Consider the following 21,691-nt stretch of genomic DNA (forward strand, 5'->3'; position numbering starts at 1 on the left):
CGGTGAGGCGAGATGACCGGCCAGGGAAAGAAGGAGCCTTATGCACACCGTGCTCTCAGCCGACGGCACCCGCATCGCGTACGACCGGTCGGGCAGCGGCCCGGCGCTGATCTATGTGACCGGCGCGCTGTGCGACCGCTCCACGGGTGCGCCGCTGGCCGCGCTGCTGGCGCCCTACTTCACCGTCTTCACCTATGACCGGCGCGGGCGGGGAGACAGCGGTGACACAGCGCCCTACCAGGTCGAGCGCGAGGTGGAGGACCTGGCGGCGGTCATCGCCGAGGCCGGCGGGGCAGCGGCGGCGTACGGCATGTCCTCGGGGGCGGCGCTGGCGCTGCGGGCGGCCGCTCAGGGGGTGGCGATCACCAGGCTGGCGCTGTTCGAGCCGCCCTACAGTCCCGACGACGCGGACCGGCCGGCGCGAGCCCGCGCCTATGAGGCCGAGCTGACCGAGCTGCTGACCGCGGGACGGCGTGGGGACGCGGTCGAGCTGTTCATGACCACGGTGGGGCTGCCTGCGGAGCTGATCGGCCGGATGCGGGGCGCGCCGATGTGGCCCGCGCTGGAGGCGCTGGCGCCCACCCTCGCCTACGACGCGGCCGTCATGGGCAACGGCTCCACGGGCAGCGCGTTGCCCGTGGAACTGGCGGCCAAGGTGGGCGTGCCCGTCCTGGTGGCCGACGGCGGCGCCGGCCCGGCGTGGCTGCGCGACATGGCGCGGCGCCTGGCCGACGCGCTTCCGGAAGGGCGGCACCGCACGCTGGAGGGTCAGACGCACGACGTGGATCCGCAGGTCCTCGCCCCGGTGCTGCGGGAGTTCCTCAGCGATCCCACCGTATGATCGCCTGATGTCCAAGAACCTGCTGGCCGGCGTGGCCCGATGATCACTCCCAGGGAGCTCAACCGAGCCACGCTGGCCAGGCAACTCCTGCTCCAGCGGCACGCGATGCCGGCGATACAGGCGGTGGAGCACCTGGTCGGTCTGCAGGCTCAGGCGCCGTTCCCGCCGTACTTCGGGCTCTGGTCGCGTCTGGAGGGGTTCCGGCCCGAGGAGCTGGCGGGGCTGCTGACCGGGCGTGAGGCGGTGCGGATCGTGCTCATGCGCGGCACCGTGCACCTGGTCAGCGCCGCCGACTGCCTGACGTTACGGTCGCTGACGCAGCCGCAGCTCACCAAATACCTGAACAGCGCGTACGGCCGGCAGCTGGCGAGTCTGGACCTGGCGGCGGTCATCGAGGCGGGCCGCGAGGCGCTGACCGGCGCACCCCTCACCGCGGCCAAGCTCGGAACACTGCTGGCCGGGCGCTTCCCCGGCACGAACGCCGCCGACCTGGCGCAGGTCATGCGCATGCTGGCGCCGCTGGTCCAGGTACCGCCCAGGGCGGTGTGGGGCAAGGCCGGGCAGACCGCGTACGCGACGGCCGAGTCGTGGCTGGGCCGCGAGCTGCATCCCTCGCCGTCGCTGGAGGACCTGGTCATGCGCTACCTGGCCGCGTTCGGGCCCGCGACCGTGGCCGACGTACAGGCGTGGTCGGGGCTGACCGGGCTGCGCCAGGTGGTCGAAGGGCTGCGTCCGCGGCTGGTCGAGCTGGACAGGGGGCTGTTCGACCTGCCGGACGCGCCCCGGCCCGGCCCGGAGGTGGAGGCGCCGGTGCGGCTGCTGGCGCCGTTCGACAACGTGCTGCTCAGTCATGCCGACCGTACGCGGATCATCTCCGACGAACACCGCAAGCGCGTCATCACCATCAACGGGCAGGTGCTCGGCACGGTCCTCGTCGACGGGTTCGTACGAGGGGTATGGAAGCGGGACAAGCGGGTGGTCAGCGTCGAGATGTTCGCACCGGTGTCGCCGGGGCAGGCCCAGGAGATCCAGGAGGAGGCGGCCAGACTGCTCGCCTTCGCCGAACCGGGCCAGGCCGGCGAGGTCAGAGGGATCTGATGGCGGTTTTCCGCAAGGGATGGTGAGGGTTTCCGCAATGTGCCGGGGCAGGCGCGGTCCCTAGCGTTGACGGGTGCTCCTGAACACTCTCGCGGCGCTCTTCCTGGCCGTACTTCCCGCACTTCCCGCCCCGCCGACCCCCACCTCGATCGACGGGTTCATCACCCAATATCGTGAAGCGACCGGATTGCCGGGTGTAGCGGTGGCGGTCACCAAAGGGACGCAGGTCGTCCACGCCGCGGGCTACGGCCGGACCGCGACAGGCGAGCCCGTGACCGCCGACACCCCCATGGCGCTCGCGTCGGTCAGCAAGTCCTTCACCTCGCTGGCCGTCCTGCAACTGGTGGAGAAAGGCCGGGTCGAGCTCGACAAGCCGGTTCGCGGTTATCTGCCCGAGTTCCAGATGGCCGATTCCCGGGCGGCCGACATCACGGTGCGCCAACTGCTCAACCAGACGTCGGGCATGGCCGACTCGGCCTTCCACGAGAAGAGCCTGCCTCAGCCCGACTCGCTCCAGGGCTCGGTGAGCCGGCTCAGAGACGCGCGGCTCGCCTCAAAGCCGGGCACCGCCTTCAGCTACCACAACACCAACTACCAGGTCGCCGCCCGGCTGGTCGAGGTGGTGAGCGGCGAGCCGTTCGCGGGCTACCTCAAGACGCACGTGTTCACGCCGCTCGGCATGCGCCACAGCAGCACGATCGACACCGATCGGGACCTGCCGGGCAGCGCCCGGGGTCACCTCTACCTCCTCGGCCAGGCGATCGCCGTGCCGGAGCCGCGCGGGTTCGGCAACGGCTCCGGCGGCGTGCTCAGCAGCGCCAACGACATGGCCCGCTGGCTGATCGCCCAGAACGGCGGCAGCGGCATCCTGTCTCCCGCGAACGTCAAGGAGCTGCGCACGCCCTCCGCCCAGAACCCGGACTACGCCCTCGGCTGGGAGCTCGACCGGACCGCGGGCGGCACACCCGTCGTACGCCACGGCGGCGACCTGTTCACCTCCACCGCCCAGCAGTTGCTGATGCCCGAGTCCGGTTACGGCGTGGCGGTCATGGCCAACACCGGCATGGCCTTCGCCGACAGCGCCGCGCTCATGGACGGCCTGGTCGCACTGATCGAGGGCCGGCGGCCGGACTCGCCCTCCTCTCCCTTCCTGGCCACCGACCTGGTGTTCACGCTGCTGACGCTGGCGACCGTCGCGCTGGCGGTGCGCGGCGTGGCCCGCTCCCGGCGCTGGGCCGCCCGCCGGACGGGCTGGCAGCGATGGCGGCTGCTGCCGTACTTGTTCCCGCTCATCCTGTGTACGGCCATCGCCCCGGTCTTCCGGGTGCTCGCCCGAGGCAGCGACATTGCCTGGATCCAGGTGGCATACCTCTACCCGACGTTCATGATCTGGCTGGCGACGGCCGCGGTGGCGGGGACGGCACTGGTAATCGCGCGCCTCTGGCCTTCACGTTCATGACGGCCATCGTCGGCACCGTTCTGGCCGGACTCAGTTGCCCACGCCAAGGTGGGACATGAACGCGGACGGGTATCGGTCGCCGCGGGCCGCGCCCGGCGGCACCGCCTTCTCGATTTCGGCGAGGTCGTCCGCGGTGAGGTTCAGATCCATCGCGGGCAGCGCCTCGGCCAGCCGCTCGCGGGTGCGAGCGCCGACCAGCGGCACGATGTCCTCGCCCTGCGCGGCCACCCAGGCGATGACCAACTGGGCGACGGTGCGGCCCTTCGCCTCGGCGATCCGGCGCAGGGCCTCCACGAGGGCGAGGTTGTGTTCCACGTTCCCGCCGGAGAAGCGCGGGCTGAGGCCGCGGCTGTCGCCGGGCCCGGCGGTGTGGCCGGCGGTCCAGTGCCCGGAGATGAGGCCACGGCCGAGGACGCCGTACGCGGTCAGGCCGATGCCGAGCTCCCGCAGTGTGGGCAGCACGTCCGCCTCCACCGCGCGGGAGATCAGCGAGTACTCGATCTGCAGGTCGGCGATCGGGTGTACGGCGTGCGCCCGGCGGATCGTCGCCGCGTCGACCTCCGACAGGCCGATGTGCCGCACGTGTCCAGCGTCGATCATCTCCTTGATCGCGCCTACCGTCTCCTCGATCGGCACCGCCGGGTCCAGCCGGGCGGGACGGTAGAGGTCGATGTGGTCGGTGCCCAGCCGGGTCAGCGAGTAGGCCAGGAAGTTCTTCACCGCCTCGGGACGGCTGTCATGCCCGCCGAACTCGTGACCCGGCCCCCGCAGCATGCCGAACTTGACGCTCAGCTTGTAGCTGTCGCGATCCCGGCCGCGCAGCGCCTCGGCGAGCAGCAACTCGTTGTGGCCCATGGCGTAGAAGTCGCCGGTGTCGATCAGTGTGACGCCGCTCTCCAGCGCGGCGTGCACGGTGGCGATGCTCTCCGCGCGGTCGGCCGTGCCGTACGCGCCGGACATGCCCATCGCACCCAGGCCCAGCGCGGAAACGACCGGTCCGGTGCGGCCCAGGGTTCGCATCTGCATCACATTCTCCTCGTTGTCCTGACGTCGTCCCCCCAACCTTGGGCCCGGGCCGGGACGGGCGGGAGCGGAGCGTTCATCGTGGGAGAGTCGCTCCCTGGCTCGGCTCGCCCGCCGCGAGAGACCATGGGGTCATGCAACGTGACCAGCTCGCCGACTTCCTGCGCCGCCGCCGGGAGGCGATCCGCCCGGCGGAGGTGGGCCTCGCCGACGGCCCTCGCCGCCGCGCCGTCGGCCTGCGCCGGGAAGAGGTGGCGATGCTTGCCGGCATGTCGGTGGACTATGTCGTACGCCTTGAGCAGGGCCGCAGCAGCCAGCCCTCGACCCAGCTGCTCGGCGCGCTGGCCCGGGCGTTGCGCTTGTCCGACGACGAGCGTGACCACCTGTTCCACCTGGCCGGCCACCGGCCCCCGCCCGCCGACGGGGTGGCTCGCCTGGCCCGCGCCGGCCTGATGCGCATGCTCGACCTGCTCGGCGACACCCCGGCCCTGGTGCTGTCCGATCTGGGCGAGGTCCTCGCCCAGAACCGGGCGGACGTCCTGTTGATGGGCGACCACACCGGCTTCTCCGGCGACCGGCGCTACGTCGCGTACCGGTGGTTCACCGAGCCCGCCGCGCGCGCCGTTTGCCCGCCGGAGGAGCAGGAGCGTCACTCCCGCCAGCTCGTGGCCGACCTGCGCGTGGCCGCCGGCCGCCGGTCCGGCGACCCCACGGTCGCCGCACTCCTCGACCGTTTGCGGGCCGCGAGCCCCGACTTCGGGCGGCTCTGGGCCGAACACGAGGTGGCGGTCCGGCGCGCCGACCGCAAGACCATGCTGCACCCGAGGGTGGGCCGCCTGGTGATGGACTGCGAGACCCTGGTCACTCCCGACCAGGGTCAGCAGCTCCTGGTGCTCACCCCGGCGGACGCCGAGACCCGCGAGCGGCTGGAGCTGCTGCGCGTACTCGGTATCGAAGAGTTCCCCACGGGGGCAACGGGCACGCCCGCCCGGTGAAGCGGCCGATGGGCACGCTCACCACCTCGATCTACACCACCACCGCCATCGAGACCGGCGCGTGGCCCTGCCGATGGTGGCCGGTAGCGGGGGAAACACGCCCGCCATCTGTTCACCGGATGCCTGGCGCCGAGCCTACTGAGGCCGGACGTTGTGGTTTCGGGCGAACAGGTTGCCGGGGTCGTACTGACGCTTGACCGCCGCGAGCCGCTCGTAGGTCCGCGTGGGATAGATCGCGGCGACATCCTCCTCGGTGGCGGAGGTGAGGAAGTTGGCATAGGCGCCGTTGACGTGGGGTGCGAGTCTCGTCCAGATCGCGTCCAGAGCAGGACGCGCGGCCTCCACGACCGGCTGCGGCCCCAGGATGGTGGTCACGAACATCAACTCCGCCTGGCGATGCGCGTAGGCGGTGGCATCGTCGCAGACTCGGGACACCGCACCGCCGACGCTGCGGACGGCGATGAACGGCGACCCCTGCGCGGCCCCGACCTCGACAAGGGCCCGAAGGAGCTCGGGCACCGAGGCCTTGCCGACGAACGCGCTTCGGGTGACCAGCTGGATGCCCGGCGGCGGGGTGGCGCCGTCCACAAGCGCGTCCGCATAGGGCCTCAGCGCGACATCGTCGTCGACCACCGTCCCGAGCCGGCGGAGCGGGTCGATGGCCCGCGCCGCGAGATCCGGGTCATCGCCGTCGAAGGCGACGCGGATCTCGACCGGCGCTTCGGGCCCGCCCGCGAAGGGATTGGCGAACTCCACGACGGAGGTGAGCTCTTCGGGCGCGGTACGGAGGTGGTCCGCCCAGCCCTGGAGCACGGTGGCCGCCTCCGACGCCGGGAAGGCGATCCTGCCGAAGAAGATGTCCGTCGTGGGGTGGGCCGCGAACTCGAAGGCGGTCACGATCCCGAAATTGCCGCCGCCACCGCGAATCGCCCAGAACAGCTCCCGGTTCTCCTCCTCGCTCGCCTGTACGACCTCTCCGCCGGCCGTGACCACCTCCACGGTGACCAGGTTGTCCAGCGCGAGGCCGTACTTCCTGACCTTCCAGCCGATGCCACCGGTCAACGTCAGCCCGCCGACGCCGACGCCCTTGGTGTCGCCTGAGGAGATCGCCAGGCCGTGCGGGGCCAGGGCGGCCACGACCTGACCCCAGGTGGCGCCGCCGCCGATCCGTACGAGATGACGTTCCTTGTCGATGACCTCGACGTCCGCGAGCTTGCCGAGGTCGATCACGACACCGTCGTCAAGGGTGCCGAAGCCCGCGAAGCTGTGCCCCCCGCCGCGTACGGACAGCGAAAGCCCCGCGCCGGCGGCGAATCTGACACCTGCTTGGACGTCCTCGACGCTCTTGGGCCGCAGGACATAGGCAGGGCTGCCCGAAGCCAATATCGAGCGGCTGGCCGATGTGTACTCGGCTGCGCCCGGTTCGATGATGTCGCCGCCGAAGTCATGGCGAAGGGTTTCAAGCGCTGAACTCATGACGTTCCTTCCAAATTTTCACGAGAGCCGGACTGGTGGGGCGGTGAGGTGCGCGACCGGCCCAGATGGACTCGATCCCGGGCCGGCGGGGATCGGTCTGCCGGTCAGTTCGCCATGCCGTCGAACATGCCGGGCTGGTAGGAGCCCCCCGGGTTGCGCACGATCACGTTGAGCCGGTTGTTGGCGTTGATCATGGCGATCAGGAAGACCAGCGCGACGATCTGGTCGTCGTCGTAGTGCTCGCGCGCCTGGGCCCAGGTATCGTCGGACACGCCGTGGTGGGCGTCAGCGAGCCGGGTGCCCTCCTCGGTGAGCGCGAGCGCGGCCTGCTCGGCCTCGGTGAACACGGTGGACTCGCGCCAGGCGGCGACCAGGTGGAGCCGGACCGCGCTCTCCCCGGCGGCCGTGGCGTCCTTGGTGTGGTAGTCGACGCAGAAACCGCAGCCGTTGATCTGGCTGGCGCGCAGCATCACCAGGTCCTGGATGGCCTGGGGGAGCGGCGACTGCTGGATCGCCAGGGAGGCGTTGTAGATTCGCTTGGCGATCTTGGCGCCGAGCTCGTTGGCCATCAGGTCCATGCGGGGTTCCATGATGTGGTCCTCATTCGCGGTGGTAGGTGCCGCCATCGTCGGCGCGGCGTCCTGGCGAACAAGAGATCCCGGCGACCCGATCCTTGTGACAGCGCGGCGATGTGACGTGCGCCACCGATTTTGGGTGTCACAAAGCGGTGGGGACCGGGATCTCATGCACGGCACGGTCGAGAACGAACAGGCAGGAACCAGTGATGAGCGGACAGCGAGGAAGCGGACAGCGAGGAAGCGGACAGCGAGGAAGCGGACAGCGAGGAAGCGGACACAGTGAGAAGCCGACGGACACAACAGGGCCCCTCGCTCATGACAGCCGCATGGACGCTGTCGTGGATTCGGCCACCGAGGCGTTCCTCGCCCACCGCAACCTGCTCTTCACGGTCGCCTACGAGATGCTCGGCTCGGCCACAGACGCCGAGGACGTCCTGCAGGAGACATGGTTGCTGTGGGCGGGCGTCGACCTCGGCATGGTGCGGGATCAGCGTGCCTACCTGGTCCGGATCACCACCCGCCAGGCGCTGAAACGGCTGCGTACGCTCGGCCGGCGCAAGGAGTCCTACGTCGGCCCCTGGCTGCCCGAACCGCTGCTGACCGCGCCTGATGTGGCCGAGGACGTCGAGCTGGCCGACAGCGTCTCGACGGCGATGCTGCTGGTGCTGGAGACGCTTCAGCCGACCGAGCGGGCGGTGTTCGTGCTGCGCGAGGTGTTCGATCTGGACTACGACGAGATCGCCGACGCCGTCGGCAAGAGCCCGGCCGCGGTCCGCCAGATCGCCCACCGGGCACGGGGACACGTCGCCGCGCGCCGGCCACGCGACGTCGTCTCCCCGGCCGAGACCAAAGCCGCGCTCAAGGCGTTCCAGAAGGCGATCGAAACGGGCGATCTGCAGCGCCTGCTCGACATCCTCGCGCCGGACGTCGTCCTCCTGGCAGATGGCGGCGGAGTCAAGCAGGCCGCGCTGGTGCCCGTCGTGGGGGCCGACCAGGTGGCCCGCGTGCTGGGCAACCTCACCCCCGTGGCGTCGCTTCAGCCTGCACAGGTCAACGGCCACCCGGCACTGATCGTCCGGCTCGACGGCATGATCGACACCGTCGTGACGGTGCGCATCGACGGCGGCCTCATCGCCGGGCTCTACGCCGTACGCAATCCCGAGAAGCTGTCGCGCATGGAGTGGGAGACCGCTGTGAGCCGCTGAGGCCGCGGACGATGTCGGGCACACCTCGGGAAATGCCGGTACAGCGTCGCGCGTCCCACACCGGCCTCGTCCGCGATCTCCGCCATCGCCGCGTCTGACCGTCGGCCCAGCACCCGGGCGGTGGCGTCCAGGATCGCCGAGCGAGTCCGCCGCATCCCAGCATCCGATTTCACCACTCGACCAGGCTAACGCCCCATGACGAGACATCTGCCTCTCGCCATCGTCTCGGCGATCTCCTGATCGGCGTCTCGATGGCCACCGGAGAGCCGCAGGCGTCCATGAAACGGGCTCGCCCCTAAGCGACCGTGAGCACGATCTTGCCTTGGATATGCCCTCGGGCGGCGCGCTCGTGTGCCGCCCGGGCCTCCGCGAGCGCAAACGTGCTGTCGATCGCGACGCGAACCGTGCCTGCGTCGAGCAAGCGTCCCAGTTCGGCGAGCTGCGCGCCGTTCGAGCGGACCTGGGTTCCCGAGACCGTGACGCCCAGCTTCGCGATCTCTTCGTCATCGAAGTCGCCGGGGAACACCGGGTACAACGCGCCGCCGCGCTTGAGCGTACGCAGGAAACGACCGCTGTCGCGGCCACCGACGGTATCGAGCACGAGATCAAGGTCGTGGATGAGTTCCTCGGGACGGCTCTTGGTGTAGTCGAGGAACTCCTCGGCGCCGAGCGTGCGCAGAAACGACTCATGCGCGCCCGAGGCCACCGCGACAACGCGGGCACGTTTCCACTTTGCCAGCCTCCTCGCGGTCGCGCGTACCGTCGTGACCGCGCAAGGCGCCGACGCATCGCTGCACGACGTCGCCCGCAGGGCCGGCGTCGGGCTCGGCACGCGCCTGGAGGTTGGTGGCGGTGCCGCGCCGTACACGAACAAAGCCAGGAACAGCAGGGCGGGGTTGCCGGCGACGGCGGCCAGGCCATGGTGCTCGTACGTCCCGACGGCTATGTCGCCCTGACCGTCGAAGCTCACGAGCCCGGCACCGTGCTGAGCTACCTCAAGGCATTGAAAGCCCTGCCGCCTGGTCGGTAACACGGTTCGCGACGGTCATGCCTGGCCGAGGCCGGTGCAGTGTGTGATCGTCGCGTCGTCGGCCGCCACCGCGTGGCGCGCCTCCGCCTGCCGGACACGATGGATGATCTCGCCGGGTCCGCTCGACGCCAGGACGGCCATGACCCCCGGCCAGTCGGCGAGCTGGAACCGGTCCACGATGCGGCTGGCTCCATTGCTGAGCAGGACGGCGCCGGTCAGCTCGGAGATCGCACAGCTTCCGGTGAGCGCCTCGTCTGCCGCCCGTGGATCGTCCTTGGCCACCCAGAAGCCGCCCGGCTGGTTCCGGTTGGCGCGCAGCTCCCGCAGGATGCGGTGGTAGTCGTCGCTGCCCTCGGCGGCGGCCTCGAGCGCGGGCTCGTACGACCGGCTGATGATCACCTCCCGGGGATCGGAGATGACGAGCGGCGCACCGTCGGCTCTGTCGAGCACGAGGACCGCGTCACCGAGCACCAGGTACTCGATGAGACCGTCGGACAGACGCAGGATGGCCACGGCCGCCGACGGGCTGATGGGGTCGGCGACGTCGCAGGTGTCGCGGTGATCGTCCGTCACCTGCTCGATGGCCTCGGCGAGCAGGGCCGAAAGGCCGCGGTCCCGTACGAGTGACGCAAGGGTGAGGAGGCTGCCTCCCAGGCGGCCGGCGTACCAGGGCACGCCGTGGCGGCAGGTCGCCGCGCCGCCGGGGATGCCGGCGCCGTCGACCAGCACCGCCGCCGTCGGTACGGCGCCGGTGAAGTCCTCGTTCACGCGGCCGATCCGTGCCGCGGCGCTCGTCATCGTCACCCGCATGTCCTGGGGCCTCCCGCCCTGGGGGCAAGGATCCCGCAGGCTAGGTCGTGTTCCAGGGTGCGGGCGTAGGACTCGACGGTGGCGACGATGTCGACGGCGTCGGGGTCGAGCAGCCACTGGGTCTGCAGGCCGTCGAGGGTCGCGAGGATCTCGGCGGCCTTGGCCTCCGGGTCGAGGTCCGGGCGGGCGACGCCGTCGGCCTGCGCGGAGCGGATGCTGTCGGCCACGATGGCGCGCATCGCGCGGTAGCGTTCGACGAAATGTTCATGGCCGGGCGAGCCCGGCTCGAGGCTCTCCGCCACCAATACCGTGAACAGTTTGGCCAGCCCGGCCCGCTGCTTGTTGCGGCGCGCGAACTCCGGCAGGGCCCGAAGCCGCCCGGAGGGTTCCATACCGAGCAGTTCCAGGGCGAACGCCTCGCTGTCCAGGTCGCGCCGCTCGATCACCGCCAGCAGCAGGCCCGCCTTGCTGCCGAAGTGGTGCAGCAGACCGGGCTCGGTGATGCCCGCCCGGGCCGCGACGTCGGCGAGCGAGGTGCCGCGGAAACCGCCGCGGGCGAACATCTCGCCGGCCGCCGTGATGATCTCTTCCCGCCGCAGGCGAGCGCGTTCCTGCCTGCCGGGCCCTTGTCTGCTCGGGGTCACGGTGTTAAACCTAACCCAACTCACTTACCGAGTACTAGGTAAGTGAACCCCTCTCCGGTACGAGCAGCGAGGTGCGACGATGCCGCCGAGACCCCACCGCATCCGGCCCCTACTGATCATCGCCGTCGCCGTGCTGGGCGGGCTCTGCACCGGTTCGCCGGCCCAGGGCGCGCAGCGGGAGCCGGTCATCCTGGTTCACGGCTGGAACGGCTCGCCCACCGAGTTCGCCCAGATGCGGACGGCGCTGGAGCAGGCCGGCTACCCGACGTACGCGATCGACCTGCCCGGCGAGGAGAACCTGGCCAACGCCCAAGCCATCGCCGACCTCGTGGAGCAGGCACGCGGCGAACACGGCGGCAGCAAGGTCAGCCTCGTCGGGCACAGCATGGGAGGGCTGTCCGCGCGGCACTACCTGAAGTCCCTCGGCGGCGCCGCCAAGACGCTCAGCTACATCTCGATGGGCACCGGGCACCTCGGCTACTGGCCCGCCTGCCTGCTGCCTGCCGGGCAGGGCGGGCAGATGTGCCCCACCAGCGGCTTCATCACCCAGCTCAACAGCGGCGACCCCACGCCGGATCCGGTCACGTACACGTTGCTGACGAGCTCGCTCGACGAGACGCGCAACGACGTCATCGCCGGTGTCTGGTGCCGGGCCGAATTCGCCGGCGTGCCGCATGCCGACGAACCGACGTCACCGGTGTTCATCGACGCCGTCCTCAGCGCTCTTGACGGGCGTTGCCCCTCCTAGGCCTCGTTAGAGTCCTGGGGTTTCCAACGGATTTGCCTGACCTGCACTGATGCAGGACGCTGGAACTGACGGCTCGGTGCGCTTACGACGACAAGCCGGGGTTCGGGTACGGCGCGGGCGGCCGCCCGATATGGACGGCGCGGGACCAGGACGCTGAGGTCATCCGGGCGGTGTTGCGCAAGGCGGGACGGCAGGAGTTCAGCGAGCGCCACGGTGGGTTCGTCGTCGAGGAAGGCGGCGACGGAAGGCCGTTCCAGGTCACCTGCGCCGACGACGCCGAGGTGCCCGCGCAGGCTGCCCGGCTCACGCCCAGGTCGGCGGTGATGCCCTTGTAGGTCGCCCCCTCGGTGGACTCGTACAAGGCCACGGCATTGGCCCTGAACTCGTCCGAGTAGTCCTTCAACGCCATTGGCGGTGTCTCGCTTCCTCTGGATCAAGCAAGATCCAGTATCAGCGTGTCCACCAAGCAGGGGGAGGCCCCGGACGAGCTGGCCACGATGCTGCCGTTCACGCCGATCGCCTCGCTAGTGATCGAGCTGGACGCGCGCACCGGCTTCCTGGACTGCTTCACCCACGCCGGCGGGCGCAAGCTGGCCAAGTCGGCGGAGACCAAGTGCAACATCCTCGCTGTGCTCATCGCGATGGCCACCAATTTGGGCCTGGCACGGATGTCGGAGGCAGAGAGATTTGGAACGGAATCCGGCGTTAGCGGGGTTCTCCCAGGTCAGTGGACCCCTGCCGTTGCGGTCTTCCGGACGTGATTAACGCCGGATCCCGTTCCATCGTACAGACGGTTGGCGGTGAAGAATGATCATGGTTCGGGAGGCGACCCCAGATTTCGATGTGGTGAAGGCGTGGCGGACGGCCGGTGCCGGTCTGGGACGATCTGAGGCATGGCGCGTGGTGATGGTGGCGGCAGGGACGGCCGAGGCGAGCCCGAGTGGCGGCCGGTGAGCGACATGGACATGATGACCGCGCTCGTGCTGGAGCAATTGGGCGCCAACCGCGAGCAGTTCGGGGTTGAGGAACCTGCGGACAACCGTTGGCGGTACCCGCGAGTAACTTAGTTGCGGGCTTCAGCAGGGTCGTCCCCGCGCTGCGAGTCAGCCTCGTCAACCCCGAAGCCCGAGGGTGAGATCCCCTCGGGCGACCCTCAGGCCCGGAGGAACGCGGCGATCGGCGCGGCCTGGCCGAAGACAGCGTGACCCACCTCGGGCAGCAGATGCACGGTCGCCTGCGAGATGCACTCACGCACGCGCCGCGCGGTCTGGTGGGAGTCGAACATCACGTCACGACCGCCGACGATGACGAGGACGGGCATGGTGAGAGCGCGCAACGCCTCGTCGGGGAACACCGGGAGCCTCTCCCTGCGCGGGTTGAAGTGCGTGAACGTCAGGACGACGGCGTCGAGCGCCTGCCGGTCCCTGTCCCCGTCCAGTCCTGCGACCGCCATAGCCGACTCGCGCAGTTCGCCGCGCCGGAACAGGCGGGTCAGCAGGGCCTTGAACATCCACCCGACCTTCTGCCGTCCCACGCCACCTGGGCACATCAACGCCAGGCGGGTCACCCGTTCTGGACGGCGGATGGCGTAGTCCAGGGCCATCCAGCCGCCGAGGGACGTGGCAACGAACGCGGCGTCGATGATCCCGAGCCCTTCCAGCACGTCGTCCAGCCAGAGTGCCACGGCGTCGGAGTCCAGGGCGGGACGCGAGGGCGCGCTCAGACCCGGCTCGCCGACGAGGTCGACGGCGTATGTGCGGAAGTTCTGAGACCAAGTGGCGACATCTCCTCGCCACATCGACGCGTTCGCGCCCGAACCGTGCAGCAGCACCAGGGGCGGCGCGTCGTGCGGGCCGGAGATGAGGACGAAGGTCTCGCCCTGACGGGTCGGCACCCGTAGCCGCTCGGCGGGAACCGGCCAGGCCTCCAGCGCCTGCCGGTAGTGCTCGAGGAGCTCGCGTCCACCAGCTTCGGACTTGTAGATCATGGTCATGACGCCTGCTCGCGTATCCCGAGGATGTATGCCGCGGTAAGTGCAACGGCACGGTCTTCGTCATGTGACAGATCCGCGAGGGCTCGTGACGCTGTGGTTCCAGGGATGTCCGCGAGCGCCTGCGTCAGCCGTCGGCGTGCCGACGATTCGACGGTGTCAGGGGCAAGGCGATCGACGAGCATGGAAGCGATCCGATCCGCCGACGCGGGACGACTCGCCAGCGCGCTCAGGGCATCGGCCGCATCGACGTCATTCGTCCCCTCGACAACCATGTCGATGAGCGTCGGAACGGCTTCGGCTACGCCACGGGCCCCCAGCGCCAGAGCCGCGTACCTGCGGACCACGATGTCGGGGCTCGTAAGGGCCTCCTGCAGCAGCGCGGTCGCCGTACCGTCCGAAATCTCGGCGATGGACTGGACGGCACGCTTGCGCACCTCGGCCACCGGTGAGCCGAGACCCTCCGCAAGCAGCGCCAATCCGTCGTCGCCCGATTGCGCCAGCGCCCATCGAAGGGCTCCGGCGACGTTCGGGTCCGTCTCGCTCAGCACTGCCTCGACCAGGGCTTCCACCGGCACCGGGCCCTCTTCGACAGAGGACAGGGCCGCGCGCTGGCGCCTACCGGCGCTCTTCGACCCCAGCGCTTGCAGGAGCGCCACGACCTGGAGGACGTCTCGCCAGCCCGCGGGTTCGGCAGCGCCGATCCGGCGCAGTCGCGTGAGCAGCTGTGTCTCAGCCGCGATGCGTTCTCGCGTCTGGCGGATGAGGTCGTCGACGAGCCCTGCGGGCCGGAAGTCAGGATCATCCAGTGCGCGCCCGACTTCACGCAGCGACAGCCCCAACGACCGCAGGCTCTCGATATGAAAGATCCGCCGGATGTCCTCGCTGGAGTACTCTCGATAGCCGCCATCGCTGCGACCCGTCGGCCGCACCAGGCCGAGCGAATCGTAATGCCGGAGCATGCGGGCGCTGACCCCGGACCGCCGTGCCACATCACCGATCAACACGGCCCGTCACTCCCCCTCGCCGGTGCCGCCGAGGGCCACCACACGCTTGGCCTCCTCGATCGCGAACGCCACCCCGGCATCCGGGTCGCGCAACAGCTTCTCCGTGGCGATCGCGTGCGCGCGTACCCGTGGGTCGGGATCCGTCGTCGCGGCGCGCAGCGTTGGCACCATCACCTCACCGAGCGCGACTAGCGCCCTGCTGAGGCTCAGCCACATCTCACGCCCGCCGCGCCCGAGCTGCGTCGACAACACCGCGGCCAACTCGGGCACTTCACCGTCTGGCACAAGCACGACCGCCGCCCGCCAAGCGCTCCGCGCCACCTCATCATCGGCGTCGCGCAGAAGCGCCCGTGTGATCGCCGGCCACGCATGCCGATCCCCGATCTTGGACAGCGTGTGCAACGCCTGGCTTCGTGCCTGGGCATGCTCCGAGCCAACTTCTTCGACAAGCGCCGGGACCGTCATTGACGCCGGGTGGCGCGTGAGCGCCCATGTCAGCATGTCACGCACAGAGAATTCGGGCTCGATCGCGCAGCGTTCGATGAGCTTGTCGATGAACCGCAAGTCAGGGCTCGTACCGAGCGCCAGCGCCGCCCGCAGCCGCACTGACGAGTCGCCGGCCTCCAGTCCCTGCAAAGCTGGGAACGCATCCGTGTCCTGTTTCGGCATAGCCATCGGGACCACCTCCTTGGCGCCAGTGAAGACCTTGTCACAGTGTCAAGGTCAAGCGAGGCCACGCAGCGAGGTCGCCAGGCATCCGCTGAGGGCCCCGAGCGGGTGAACCCGACCAGCCCAGCGCGAGCAGCAACTGGCCGATTCCGCCGCATCTACGGCCCCGAGAAACAAGCCCTCGGCGTCCTGGCCATCGAGATCGAGCTGGCCAGCGAACCCACGACCTGAGCACCGCGGACATCGGACGCCTGCACCCTCACGTGGGCAAAGTGGCCCAGGTCGTCGCGGTCGTCGAGGATCTCCTCCGGCAGCGTCACGACCCGGGTGATCCGGCGCAGCGCGACCAAGGTGTCATGCAGTTCCCTGGTGGCGCGTTCCCGCTCGCGCGCCACCAGCCGGGTCAGCGTGCTGATCCCCGGCAGCAGCACGTCGTTCTGGCGCAGCCAGCGCACCGCGTACTGGAAGCACGCGGTCGGGCCGTCGCCGGTGTTCCAGGCGTGCGCCCGCACTTTGCCCGCCAGCTCGGCCTCGGCCGAGGCGAAGTCCTTCAGCCCCGAACGCCTTGGCGATCTCCCAGGTGTGCTCCCGCCGCGTCGTGTCCCGCTCGGTGTAACGCTTCACGCAGGACGGATCCTCGATCCCCAACTGGGCGCCGCCGACGTCCAGGACCTCGTTCGGCACCTCCAGCGGATCAGCCAGAAAGCACCCCAGATAGCGAACGCTCACGAGCTGCAGAGCGAAGCCGCACCTGATGGGGCCGGCCGCGATGCCCCTTGATGAGGGCCGTGTCCTCGTTGTCGAGGAAAAAGATCTTCTCCATCTCGGCCCGGGAGGGCGGACCGTCGTAACGGCCGTACTTCGCCGCTTCTGAGTCGCTCAGGAAGTCGACAGGCATGCAAGCAACGTATGACTCAACAGACACATCGTCATCAGAGCAATACAACTGTTACCAAGTGCTATCTACTGTCACAGTCGGTAGCTCAATGTCGCGCTGTGAAACCGAACGGAATCTGGCGCGGGCCGCGTTCGGAGGCAGGGAAACGCTCGGCTCGCTGACCAGCGGGAACCTCCGTTAACGCCGGATTCCGTTCCAAATCTCTCTGACCCCCGATGTCGGAGGCCTGTGGGGTGTCCTATGACGTGCTGGCCTGGACGATGGAGTGGTACGTGCGGGAGGAGACGCTGCGCGAGGCCAACACGGTCATCCTCGTTCACCACTATCAGCTGGAGCTGGCCAAGGTGTTCGGCGGCGGCACCATGAGCTCATCCGACGGCCAGCGTTTCCCGGTCCGGGGTAAGACTCTGACCGGCCGGATCATGGTCACACGGCGGTCAGGTGCTGTCGACCTACACCCACGTCTCGGATCTTCTCTGCACCACTGTGTTGTCAGAGCGGCCGGTAGGTCTTGTATCGCCCCTCAAGCGAAGCTTTGGCGGCATCGGCTACGTCCTCTCGCGGGGAGGATGCGCATGAGGTGAGGAATGCCTTGACACGTGAGCCGTTCCAGCCAGCTGCTGCGGCCGCAGGCCAGAAGCGAAGTCCGCCGTAGGGAGTGCGCTTCTCGACAAAGTTCAGGATGCGGTCGATGGCGGGCTCGTCAAGAGTGAGGCGGAGCATTGCGACCGCACGCAGGGCACCGTCGGCGAGCATGTCGTTGCCCGTGCTCAGACACCAGTCAAGCGGCGCCGGATCGTTGGGGTGGTCTCGGCCGAGTCGGACGATTCCGTCGCCAATGGCGACATAGATCATCGTGGCGTCCAGCGGCTTGAGCGCGAGTTCTCTGAGCAGCGGGAGAGCGGGCTGGTGGCCGCACGTCGCCAGCGCCATGATCATCTGGTACTGCGTTTCCCAGGTCCGCGGATCGCGGATCTCTCGCCGCAGGGCGTCGAGCAGTGCAGGGCCAGCTGCGGGGTCTGCCAGAGCACGCAGCCTCTTTGCGGCGGCGCGGCGGCGCGGCGATCGAGTGTCGGCAAGTGTAGTGATCGCCTCCGGCAGGCCAAGCGCCACCGTTCCTCCTCATCCGGCTTGGACAAACGAGAATTTATCGCATCCGTCTGTCCCGGTCGGAGGCTTCTTTGCACTCCCGGTGGGCGGTGGCGTGATGGCCGCTGAGGTGATGCGAACAAGCCCCGTTGGGCGCTTGACGGTGTGGTCAGCGGGACGGGAGGCCGGCATCCCGAGGTCGGTTTGGCCGGGTGTGCCCAGGCGTGTGGTCCGCCGCCCTTGAGCGCGCTTGCTTCGCAGGAAGGTGCGGGTGAGGTCGATGCCTTCGATCTCGCCCCGCCAGTTCTCGTCAACGGCGCCTTGCCGGCGGGCGAGGAGATCTTCTTCGAGTTCATCGAGGCGGGGCAACATCCTGGGGTTGATGCTGAGCACCGGGCAGCGGATGCAGGCTTCTCTGAACTTCATGTTCAGGCTTCTGCGACGCAGAGTCTCTGATGGCCTGCTGCTCGGCGTGTCGCGGGCGCTCCGGCACTTGCGGAATGGCGCAGCATCATGGGACAGAATCTGCTCAGCGGTAGCGCCTCACCTCGTCAAGCGTCGAAACCTGCAGGTGGAAGTCAGCCAGCTTTGGCGAAGTCGAGATGGCGGGTGTCACCGAGGTTGATGACCTGGCGGCTGTGGAAGAAGTCGTCTTCATGCAGCGTGGTGATGCTGCCGGATGACACTCGGAAAAAGGCATGGCCGACCGCCTTGATCGGCATCTTGATCCAAGACGCCACAACGACCGTCAAGGAACCACCGTGCGTCACGATGATCTGGTGCTCGCAGGGACGCTGCACGATCTCGTCCATGGCCGCGTAGACGCGCTGCACCAACGCCGCCTTGGTCTCGGCACCCTCCACGCCCTCGTCGTGTTCCAACCGCTCTCCAGCAGGCGGCGGCGGGACGAATCGCTGATTCAGCCACTCCTGCGGCCTTCCCTCCGCCTCTCCGTAGGATTTCTCCCGCAGTCTGCGGTCCAGGATTGGTGTTACGTCGAACAACTCGGCAACCTTCTCGGCCGTTTGCCGGGTGCGCTGCAGATCCGAGGAGAATAGCTCCACATCGGCGCCGTCCGGGATCTGAGCCCGCAGTGCCTGGGCAATGGAGGCCGCCGCGCTGAGGCCGGCCGGCGTCAACTGCGAATCATGCCAACCGCCGACCACCCCCTCAACGTGGTGCGTCGCCTCTGGATGGGTGACGACGTAAATGGTGCGCATGAGTGAGCCCTTCCTGTAGGGAGGCTGTTCCTGAGCGATCTTAAGAGTGATTCACGAGTTCTCTGAGTTTCGATGATCACGCCTCTGCCGCTGAGCGTGGTCACGGGCTGTCAGCGGCGATGGTGCAACGACGACATGGGAGAAGAGCGGCATCCCAGGTAGATCGTGGTGCCGCAGGCCGCGAGGTCGGCGAGCGCTGGGCGAGCTTGCCTTCGGTGGCGGCCAGGCTGACCCGCAGGCCCTCAGCTTCGCCGAGCCAGCCCTGTTGTTTGGCTTCGGCGAGCCGGTCGATGAGGTTGGCGTGGATTTCTTCGAGCCGGGGTTTCTGAGCTGGGTCAACGCGAAGGAGTGGGCATCTGACACAAGCGTTTTCATGCGCGCAAGGGGTTCCATAATCGCGGCCGCATACTCCGAGTACGACTTTCCGTAGTTCGAAATGCGAGAGGAATCCTTCCCATTCGCCGGCGGTGAGGTCACGTATTCCTCGCTGGGGCGTTCGGCTCGGCGGCGGGCGATGAACGCGCGGTGGTGGGTGATGACGTCGTCGGGGTAGATCGTGGCGTAGCCCATCGTGGTGTCGAGCAGGGCGTGCCCGCATATCTTGGCGGCGATGTGGGGTGGGAGGCCCGAGCGCAGCCGCGTCGGTGACGAAGATTCGACGGAAGTCATGCGGCCGCCAGTCGAGGGGTTGTCCGGCGATGGTGATTTGCGCGGCGGCGGAGGTGGCGATCAGGCGTTCGCGGATGTAGCTGCGGGTCAGGGCACGATCCTCGGAACCGTAGCGGCGTTGGAACAGGAACGGCATCGGCGCGCTCCACGTCTGTTCGAACACGTCGTAGGGCGGAGACCAGCGGAAGAGCGGCCTGGCCGCGCCCGATGCGGAAGATGATCGCTCCGGGTCGATATCGACCATCCCCACACCGCACCGGTCAGGACCGTACGAGCCGTAGCTGGAGTGATCAACTATCGGAACAGGCCCGCATTGGTACAGATCAGGCAAATCCGTTGGAAACTTCCCTAGGACTACGACGAGGCCTCCTAGATGACGAGGGAAGAAATGCGATAGCCGATCGTGCGTGCGGCCAACTACTGTCGCGCGGGTGGGAAGCGATCTTCTGCCGTTGCTGTGGCTGTGCGGGCCGTCAGGTGTCGGGAAATCCTCGCTCGGCTGGGAGGTGTTCGCCCAGCTGAGCCGGGGCGGTGTCCGGGCGGCGTTCGTCGACGCCGACCAGATCAGCCTGTGCTACCCCCAGCCCGAGAGCGGCACCCATCGGATCCGGGCGCGGAGCCTGGCCGCGATGTGGCCCAACTTCCGGGAGCAGGGGGCACAGTGCGTGGTCCTGTCGGGTTTCGTCGACACCGCTGAGGAGGTTCGCGAGTACGCGGAGCGTCTGCCTGACGCCGCCTTCACCGTGTGCCGGCTACGCGTGGGCGCCGGGGAGCTCAAGGAGCGGTTTCTCGGGCGAGGATGGCGTCCCGATCTGGTGGCGGAGGCCGTCGCCGAGGCGGAGGCGCTGGAGCGCGGTGACTTCGCCGACCTGTGCCTGGACACCGGCGGGCTTACCGTGCCCGAGGCGGCCCGGATGGTGCGCGAGCGATCCGGTGGATGGCCGCGTCCCGGCTCGGACGTCGGCTTCGTTTCCCGCCCGGCCGCACCACTCTCCTATGACCCGGTCCCGGTGCTGTGGCTCTCCGGCGCCACCGCGGTGGGGAAGTCGACCGTCGGTTATGAGATCTTCTCGCAGATCGTCCGGACCGGTGTACGAGCTGCTTATGTGGATCTGAAGCAGGTCGGCATGTTACGGCCCGCCGCGGACGACGACCCGGACGGCCATCGCCTCAAGGCGCGCAATCTCGCGGCCCTCTGGGCCGGATACCGCGCGGCCGAGGCCAGGTGCCTGGTCGTCTCCGGGCACGCCGACCGGGACGACACCGTCCGCGACTACGCCGAGCTGCTTCCCGGCGCGGCGCTGACGGTGTGCCGTCTGCATGCCGGGCCCGCGACGCTGGCCGAACGGGTCATGCGGCGCGGCCGGGGAGGTGGGCCGGCGATACCGGGCGATGAGCTGAAGGGACTGGACCCCGAAGCCCTGCGCCGCGTCGCCGGGCGGGCGGCGGGCGAGGCCTCGGCGCTCGACCGTGCCGGAGCGGGTGACCTGCGTATCGACACCGACGACCGGTCGGCGCAAGAGGTGGCCGATGAGGTAAGGGCGCTCATCGGTGACTGGCCGGGCTGAGCCGAGCCGAACCGCTTGACATCCGCCATCTTCATAGGATAGTTGTGCTATCCAAAGCTAGATATTACAACTATCCAATGGGGAGACGTCATGGAGACGAGCATCGTCTTGGTGGTGGCCCTGCTGGGCTTCCGCGCGCTGGGAGCCTTCGGGGTCGGCCGGTTCGCCTCGTGGCCGGTCAGTGCGGCGCATGGGCTGGCCGTCATGCTCTTCATGACGGCCAGCGCGCACTTCGTCCCGGAAAGCGTCACGGTCATGCCCACCCACGCGGACCTCGTGCGCATGGTGCCGCCCTTCGTGCCCTTCGCCGACGCGGTGGTCTACCTGACCGGCGTGCTGGAGCTCATGGGCGCGGTGGGTCTGATCATCACCAGGACGCGCTGGTCGGCCGGGATCGGGCTGATCGCCCTCTTCGTGCTGCTGCTGCCGGCCAACATCTACGCCGCGCTGGCCGACGTGCCCTTCGACGGCGGCGAGGCGTCCCCGTTGTGGCTGCGGATTCCCGAGCAGGTCCTGTACATCGCCGTCGCGCTCTGGGGCATCCACTCGGCGCCTCGGGTGTGGCCGCTGCCGCTTCGCGTGGCGGCACTTCGTAGGTGATGTCGTACGTGGCGGCGAGGCGCTGATCGAGCGCGGCCGGGCCGACGGCGGGCCGCCTTGCGCGATGATTCCGT

The 21,691-nt window shown here is 69.0% G+C and carries 28 protein-coding genes and 1 pseudogene; 11 read left to right on the forward strand and 18 right to left on the reverse strand.

Annotated features, from left to right (window positions below):
- The first annotated feature begins 40 nt into the window (after positions 1 to 40).
- The 3 genes from AB0H88_RS16060 to AB0H88_RS16070 all read left to right on the forward strand — a co-directional run bounded on the left by AB0H88_RS16060 (position 41) and on the right by AB0H88_RS16070 (position 3,398).
- Positions 41 to 841: an alpha/beta hydrolase gene (locus tag AB0H88_RS16060; RefSeq protein WP_357644949.1), complete on the forward strand. Its 801-nt coding sequence runs from the start codon at positions 41 to 43 to the stop codon at positions 839 to 841.
- A gap of 39 nt (positions 842 to 880) precedes the next feature.
- The gene (locus tag AB0H88_RS16065) at positions 881 to 1,939 is read left to right on the forward strand and encodes a winged helix DNA-binding domain-containing protein (protein WP_357644951.1); all 1,059 of its coding nucleotides are present in this window, start codon (positions 881 to 883) and stop codon (positions 1,937 to 1,939) included.
- A gap of 73 nt (positions 1,940 to 2,012) precedes the next feature.
- Positions 2,013 to 3,398, forward strand: a complete 1,386-nt coding sequence (locus tag AB0H88_RS16070) for a serine hydrolase domain-containing protein (RefSeq protein ID WP_357644953.1) — start codon at positions 2,013 to 2,015, stop codon at positions 3,396 to 3,398.
- Between the two features lie 30 nt (positions 3,399 to 3,428).
- On the opposite strand, the gene AB0H88_RS16075 is transcribed toward AB0H88_RS16070, so the two are convergent.
- Positions 3,429 to 4,424 carry an aldo/keto reductase gene (locus AB0H88_RS16075; RefSeq protein WP_357644955.1) on the reverse strand — a complete coding sequence of 332 codons (996 nt, stop codon included), beginning with the start codon at positions 4,422 to 4,424 and terminating at the stop codon, positions 3,429 to 3,431.
- Positions 4,425 to 4,555: 131 nt separating this feature from the next.
- On the opposite strand from AB0H88_RS16075, the gene AB0H88_RS16080 reads away from it, so the two are divergent.
- Positions 4,556 to 5,416, forward strand: a complete 861-nt coding sequence (locus AB0H88_RS16080) for a helix-turn-helix transcriptional regulator (protein WP_357644957.1) — start codon at positions 4,556 to 4,558, stop codon at positions 5,414 to 5,416.
- A gap of 135 nt (positions 5,417 to 5,551) precedes the next feature.
- On the opposite strand, the gene AB0H88_RS16085 is transcribed toward AB0H88_RS16080, so the two are convergent.
- Both AB0H88_RS16085 and AB0H88_RS16090 read right to left on the reverse strand, forming a co-directional pair.
- Positions 5,552 to 6,892: an FAD-binding oxidoreductase gene (locus AB0H88_RS16085; RefSeq protein WP_357644959.1), complete on the reverse strand. Its 1,341-nt coding sequence runs from the start codon at positions 6,890 to 6,892 to the stop codon at positions 5,552 to 5,554.
- A 104-nt stretch (positions 6,893 to 6,996) separates the two neighbouring features.
- Entirely contained in the window at positions 6,997 to 7,482 is a 486-nt protein-coding gene (locus AB0H88_RS16090; protein ID WP_357644961.1) for a carboxymuconolactone decarboxylase family protein, read from the reverse strand.
- 314 nt (positions 7,483 to 7,796) lie between these two features.
- On the opposite strand from AB0H88_RS16090, the gene AB0H88_RS16095 reads away from it, so the two are divergent.
- Positions 7,797 to 8,675: an RNA polymerase sigma-70 factor gene (locus tag AB0H88_RS16095; protein WP_357644963.1), complete on the forward strand. Its 879-nt coding sequence runs from the start codon at positions 7,797 to 7,799 to the stop codon at positions 8,673 to 8,675.
- On the opposite strand, the gene AB0H88_RS16100 is transcribed toward AB0H88_RS16095, so the two are convergent.
- The 4 genes from AB0H88_RS16100 to AB0H88_RS16115 all read right to left on the reverse strand — a co-directional run bounded on the left by AB0H88_RS16100 (position 8,612) and on the right by AB0H88_RS16115 (position 11,159).
- Positions 8,612 to 8,830, reverse strand: coding sequence for a helix-turn-helix domain-containing protein (locus tag AB0H88_RS16100; protein WP_357644965.1), 219 nt, complete (start codon positions 8,828 to 8,830; stop codon positions 8,612 to 8,614). The genes AB0H88_RS16095 and AB0H88_RS16100 overlap by 64 nt on opposite strands.
- 140 nt (positions 8,831 to 8,970) lie before the next feature.
- Positions 8,971 to 9,645, reverse strand: coding sequence for a zinc-binding dehydrogenase (locus tag AB0H88_RS16105; RefSeq protein ID WP_357644967.1), 675 nt, complete (start codon positions 9,643 to 9,645; stop codon positions 8,971 to 8,973).
- A 75-nt stretch (positions 9,646 to 9,720) separates the two neighbouring features.
- Complete coding sequence (locus tag AB0H88_RS16110; protein WP_357644969.1) at positions 9,721 to 10,509, reverse strand: integrase; 789 nt, start codon at positions 10,507 to 10,509, stop codon at positions 9,721 to 9,723.
- The gene (locus AB0H88_RS16115; protein ID WP_357644971.1) at positions 10,506 to 11,159 is read right to left on the reverse strand and encodes a TetR/AcrR family transcriptional regulator; all 654 of its coding nucleotides are present in this window, start codon (positions 11,157 to 11,159) and stop codon (positions 10,506 to 10,508) included. The genes AB0H88_RS16110 and AB0H88_RS16115 overlap by 4 nt, the downstream gene beginning before the upstream one ends.
- 79 nt (positions 11,160 to 11,238) lie before the next feature.
- Here AB0H88_RS16115 and AB0H88_RS16120 point away from each other — a divergent pair, with 79 nt between their 5' ends.
- Positions 11,239 to 11,907: an alpha/beta fold hydrolase gene (locus tag AB0H88_RS16120; protein ID WP_357644973.1), complete on the forward strand. Its 669-nt coding sequence runs from the start codon at positions 11,239 to 11,241 to the stop codon at positions 11,905 to 11,907.
- An 82-nt stretch (positions 11,908 to 11,989) separates the two neighbouring features.
- On the opposite strand, the gene AB0H88_RS16125 is transcribed toward AB0H88_RS16120, so the two are convergent.
- The gene (locus AB0H88_RS16125; RefSeq protein WP_357646418.1) at positions 11,990 to 12,316 is read right to left on the reverse strand and encodes a hypothetical protein; all 327 of its coding nucleotides are present in this window, start codon (positions 12,314 to 12,316) and stop codon (positions 11,990 to 11,992) included.
- A gap of 46 nt (positions 12,317 to 12,362) precedes the next feature.
- Here AB0H88_RS16125 and AB0H88_RS16130 point away from each other — a divergent pair, with 46 nt between their 5' ends.
- Positions 12,363 to 12,668 (forward strand): Tn3 family transposase, encoded by a 306-nt coding sequence (locus AB0H88_RS16130; protein WP_357644975.1) that lies wholly within the window; start codon positions 12,363 to 12,365, stop codon positions 12,666 to 12,668.
- Positions 12,669 to 12,800: 132 nt separating this feature from the next.
- Positions 12,801 to 12,974 carry a hypothetical protein gene (locus tag AB0H88_RS16135; RefSeq protein WP_357644977.1) on the forward strand — a complete coding sequence of 58 codons (174 nt, stop codon included), beginning with the start codon at positions 12,801 to 12,803 and terminating at the stop codon, positions 12,972 to 12,974.
- Between the two features lie 86 nt (positions 12,975 to 13,060).
- On the opposite strand, the gene AB0H88_RS16140 is transcribed toward AB0H88_RS16135, so the two are convergent.
- The 6 genes and pseudogenes from AB0H88_RS16140 to AB0H88_RS16165 form a co-directional block, all read right to left on the reverse strand.
- On the reverse strand, positions 13,061 to 13,900 hold the full coding sequence (locus tag AB0H88_RS16140) for an alpha/beta fold hydrolase (RefSeq protein ID WP_357644979.1): 840 nt from the start codon (positions 13,898 to 13,900) through the stop codon (positions 13,061 to 13,063).
- Complete coding sequence (locus AB0H88_RS16145) at positions 13,897 to 14,904, reverse strand: HEAT repeat domain-containing protein (protein WP_357644981.1); 1,008 nt, start codon at positions 14,902 to 14,904, stop codon at positions 13,897 to 13,899. The genes AB0H88_RS16140 and AB0H88_RS16145 overlap by 4 nt, the downstream gene beginning before the upstream one ends.
- A gap of 6 nt (positions 14,905 to 14,910) precedes the next feature.
- Positions 14,911 to 15,579 (reverse strand): HEAT repeat domain-containing protein, encoded by a 669-nt coding sequence (locus AB0H88_RS16150; RefSeq protein WP_357644983.1) that lies wholly within the window; start codon positions 15,577 to 15,579, stop codon positions 14,911 to 14,913.
- 152 nt (positions 15,580 to 15,731) lie between these two features.
- Positions 15,732 to 16,127: a DUF4158 domain-containing protein gene (locus AB0H88_RS16155; RefSeq protein ID WP_357646383.1), complete on the reverse strand. Its 396-nt coding sequence runs from the start codon at positions 16,125 to 16,127 to the stop codon at positions 15,732 to 15,734.
- A 55-nt stretch (positions 16,128 to 16,182) separates the two neighbouring features.
- Positions 16,183 to 16,302 (reverse strand): annotated as a pseudogene (locus AB0H88_RS16160) (hypothetical protein); the annotation flags it as partial.
- Positions 16,268 to 16,471: a DUF4158 domain-containing protein gene (locus AB0H88_RS16165; protein ID WP_357644985.1), complete on the reverse strand. Its 204-nt coding sequence runs from the start codon at positions 16,469 to 16,471 to the stop codon at positions 16,268 to 16,270. The pseudogene AB0H88_RS16160 and the gene AB0H88_RS16165, both read right to left, overlap by 35 nt.
- A 215-nt stretch (positions 16,472 to 16,686) precedes the next feature.
- On the opposite strand from AB0H88_RS16165, the gene AB0H88_RS16170 reads away from it, so the two are divergent.
- Positions 16,687 to 17,055 carry a Tn3 family transposase gene (locus tag AB0H88_RS16170; RefSeq protein WP_357644987.1) on the forward strand — a complete coding sequence of 123 codons (369 nt, stop codon included), beginning with the start codon at positions 16,687 to 16,689 and terminating at the stop codon, positions 17,053 to 17,055.
- Here the strand turns inward: AB0H88_RS16170 and AB0H88_RS16175 are convergent.
- From AB0H88_RS16175 to AB0H88_RS16190, 4 genes are all read right to left on the reverse strand, one after another.
- The gene (locus tag AB0H88_RS16175) at positions 16,964 to 17,584 is read right to left on the reverse strand and encodes a hypothetical protein (RefSeq protein ID WP_357644989.1); all 621 of its coding nucleotides are present in this window, start codon (positions 17,582 to 17,584) and stop codon (positions 16,964 to 16,966) included. The genes AB0H88_RS16170 and AB0H88_RS16175 overlap by 92 nt on opposite strands.
- A 9-nt stretch (positions 17,585 to 17,593) precedes the next feature.
- Positions 17,594 to 17,986: a hypothetical protein gene (locus AB0H88_RS16180; RefSeq protein WP_357644991.1), complete on the reverse strand. Its 393-nt coding sequence runs from the start codon at positions 17,984 to 17,986 to the stop codon at positions 17,594 to 17,596.
- Between the two features lie 152 nt (positions 17,987 to 18,138).
- A complete protein-coding gene (locus tag AB0H88_RS16185) occupies positions 18,139 to 18,780 on the reverse strand; it encodes a histidine phosphatase family protein (protein ID WP_357644993.1) in 642 nt (213 codons plus the stop codon).
- Between the two features lie 100 nt (positions 18,781 to 18,880).
- On the reverse strand, positions 18,881 to 19,693 hold the full coding sequence (locus tag AB0H88_RS16190) for a hypothetical protein (protein WP_357644995.1): 813 nt from the start codon (positions 19,691 to 19,693) through the stop codon (positions 18,881 to 18,883).
- A gap of 187 nt (positions 19,694 to 19,880) precedes the next feature.
- Here AB0H88_RS16190 and AB0H88_RS16195 point away from each other — a divergent pair, with 187 nt between their 5' ends.
- Positions 19,881 to 21,017, forward strand: coding sequence for a hypothetical protein (locus tag AB0H88_RS16195; RefSeq protein WP_357644997.1), 1,137 nt, complete (start codon positions 19,881 to 19,883; stop codon positions 21,015 to 21,017).
- A gap of 90 nt (positions 21,018 to 21,107) precedes the next feature.
- Complete coding sequence (locus AB0H88_RS16200) at positions 21,108 to 21,617, forward strand: hypothetical protein (RefSeq protein WP_357644999.1); 510 nt, start codon at positions 21,108 to 21,110, stop codon at positions 21,615 to 21,617.
- Positions 21,618 to 21,691: the final 74 nt, after the last annotated feature.

It is taken from the genome of Nonomuraea sp. NPDC050680 (genome assembly GCF_040654555.1).
GTDB lineage: Bacteria > Actinomycetota > Actinomycetes > Streptosporangiales > Streptosporangiaceae > Nonomuraea.

Excerpts from the sequence above, each read along its gene's own strand:
- AB0H88_RS16180 (WP_357644991.1), bottom strand. The coding sequence starts at position 17,986 with ATGAAGTTCAGAGAAGCCTGCATCCGCTGCCCGGTGCTCAGCATCAAC.
- AB0H88_RS16060 (WP_357644949.1), top strand. The coding sequence starts at position 41 with ATGCACACCGTGCTCTCAGCCGACGGCACCCGCATCGCGTACGACCGG.
- AB0H88_RS16075 (WP_357644955.1), bottom strand. The coding sequence starts at position 4,424 with ATGCAGATGCGAACCCTGGGCCGCACCGGACCGGTCGTTTCCGCGCTG.
- AB0H88_RS16135 (WP_357644977.1), top strand. The coding sequence starts at position 12,801 with ATGGCGCGTGGTGATGGTGGCGGCAGGGACGGCCGAGGCGAGCCCGAG.
- AB0H88_RS16120 (WP_357644973.1), top strand. The coding sequence starts at position 11,239 with ATGCCGCCGAGACCCCACCGCATCCGGCCCCTACTGATCATCGCCGTC.
- AB0H88_RS16080 (WP_357644957.1), top strand. The coding sequence starts at position 4,556 with ATGCAACGTGACCAGCTCGCCGACTTCCTGCGCCGCCGCCGGGAGGCG.
- AB0H88_RS16085 (WP_357644959.1), bottom strand. The coding sequence starts at position 6,892 with ATGAGTTCAGCGCTTGAAACCCTTCGCCATGACTTCGGCGGCGACATC.
- AB0H88_RS16200 (WP_357644999.1), top strand. The coding sequence starts at position 21,108 with ATGGAGACGAGCATCGTCTTGGTGGTGGCCCTGCTGGGCTTCCGCGCG.
- AB0H88_RS16165 (WP_357644985.1), bottom strand. The coding sequence starts at position 16,471 with ATGCCTGTCGACTTCCTGAGCGACTCAGAAGCGGCGAAGTACGGCCGT.
- AB0H88_RS16185 (WP_357644993.1), bottom strand. The coding sequence starts at position 18,780 with ATGCGCACCATTTACGTCGTCACCCATCCAGAGGCGACGCACCACGTT.
- AB0H88_RS16100 (WP_357644965.1), bottom strand. The coding sequence starts at position 8,830 with ATGCGGCGGACTCGCTCGGCGATCCTGGACGCCACCGCCCGGGTGCTG.
- AB0H88_RS16190 (WP_357644995.1), bottom strand. The coding sequence starts at position 19,693 with ATGGTCGATATCGACCCGGAGCGATCATCTTCCGCATCGGGCGCGGCC.
- AB0H88_RS16090 (WP_357644961.1), bottom strand. The coding sequence starts at position 7,482 with ATGGAACCCCGCATGGACCTGATGGCCAACGAGCTCGGCGCCAAGATC.
- AB0H88_RS16170 (WP_357644987.1), top strand. The coding sequence starts at position 16,687 with ATGTCGGAGGCCTGTGGGGTGTCCTATGACGTGCTGGCCTGGACGATG.
- AB0H88_RS16150 (WP_357644983.1), bottom strand. The coding sequence starts at position 15,579 with ATGGCTATGCCGAAACAGGACACGGATGCGTTCCCAGCTTTGCAGGGA.
- AB0H88_RS16065 (WP_357644951.1), top strand. The coding sequence starts at position 881 with ATGATCACTCCCAGGGAGCTCAACCGAGCCACGCTGGCCAGGCAACTC.
- AB0H88_RS16125 (WP_357646418.1), bottom strand. The coding sequence starts at position 12,316 with ATGGCGTTGAAGGACTACTCGGACGAGTTCAGGGCCAATGCCGTGGCC.
- AB0H88_RS16095 (WP_357644963.1), top strand. The coding sequence starts at position 7,797 with ATGGACGCTGTCGTGGATTCGGCCACCGAGGCGTTCCTCGCCCACCGC.
- AB0H88_RS16140 (WP_357644979.1), bottom strand. The coding sequence starts at position 13,900 with ATGACCATGATCTACAAGTCCGAAGCTGGTGGACGCGAGCTCCTCGAG.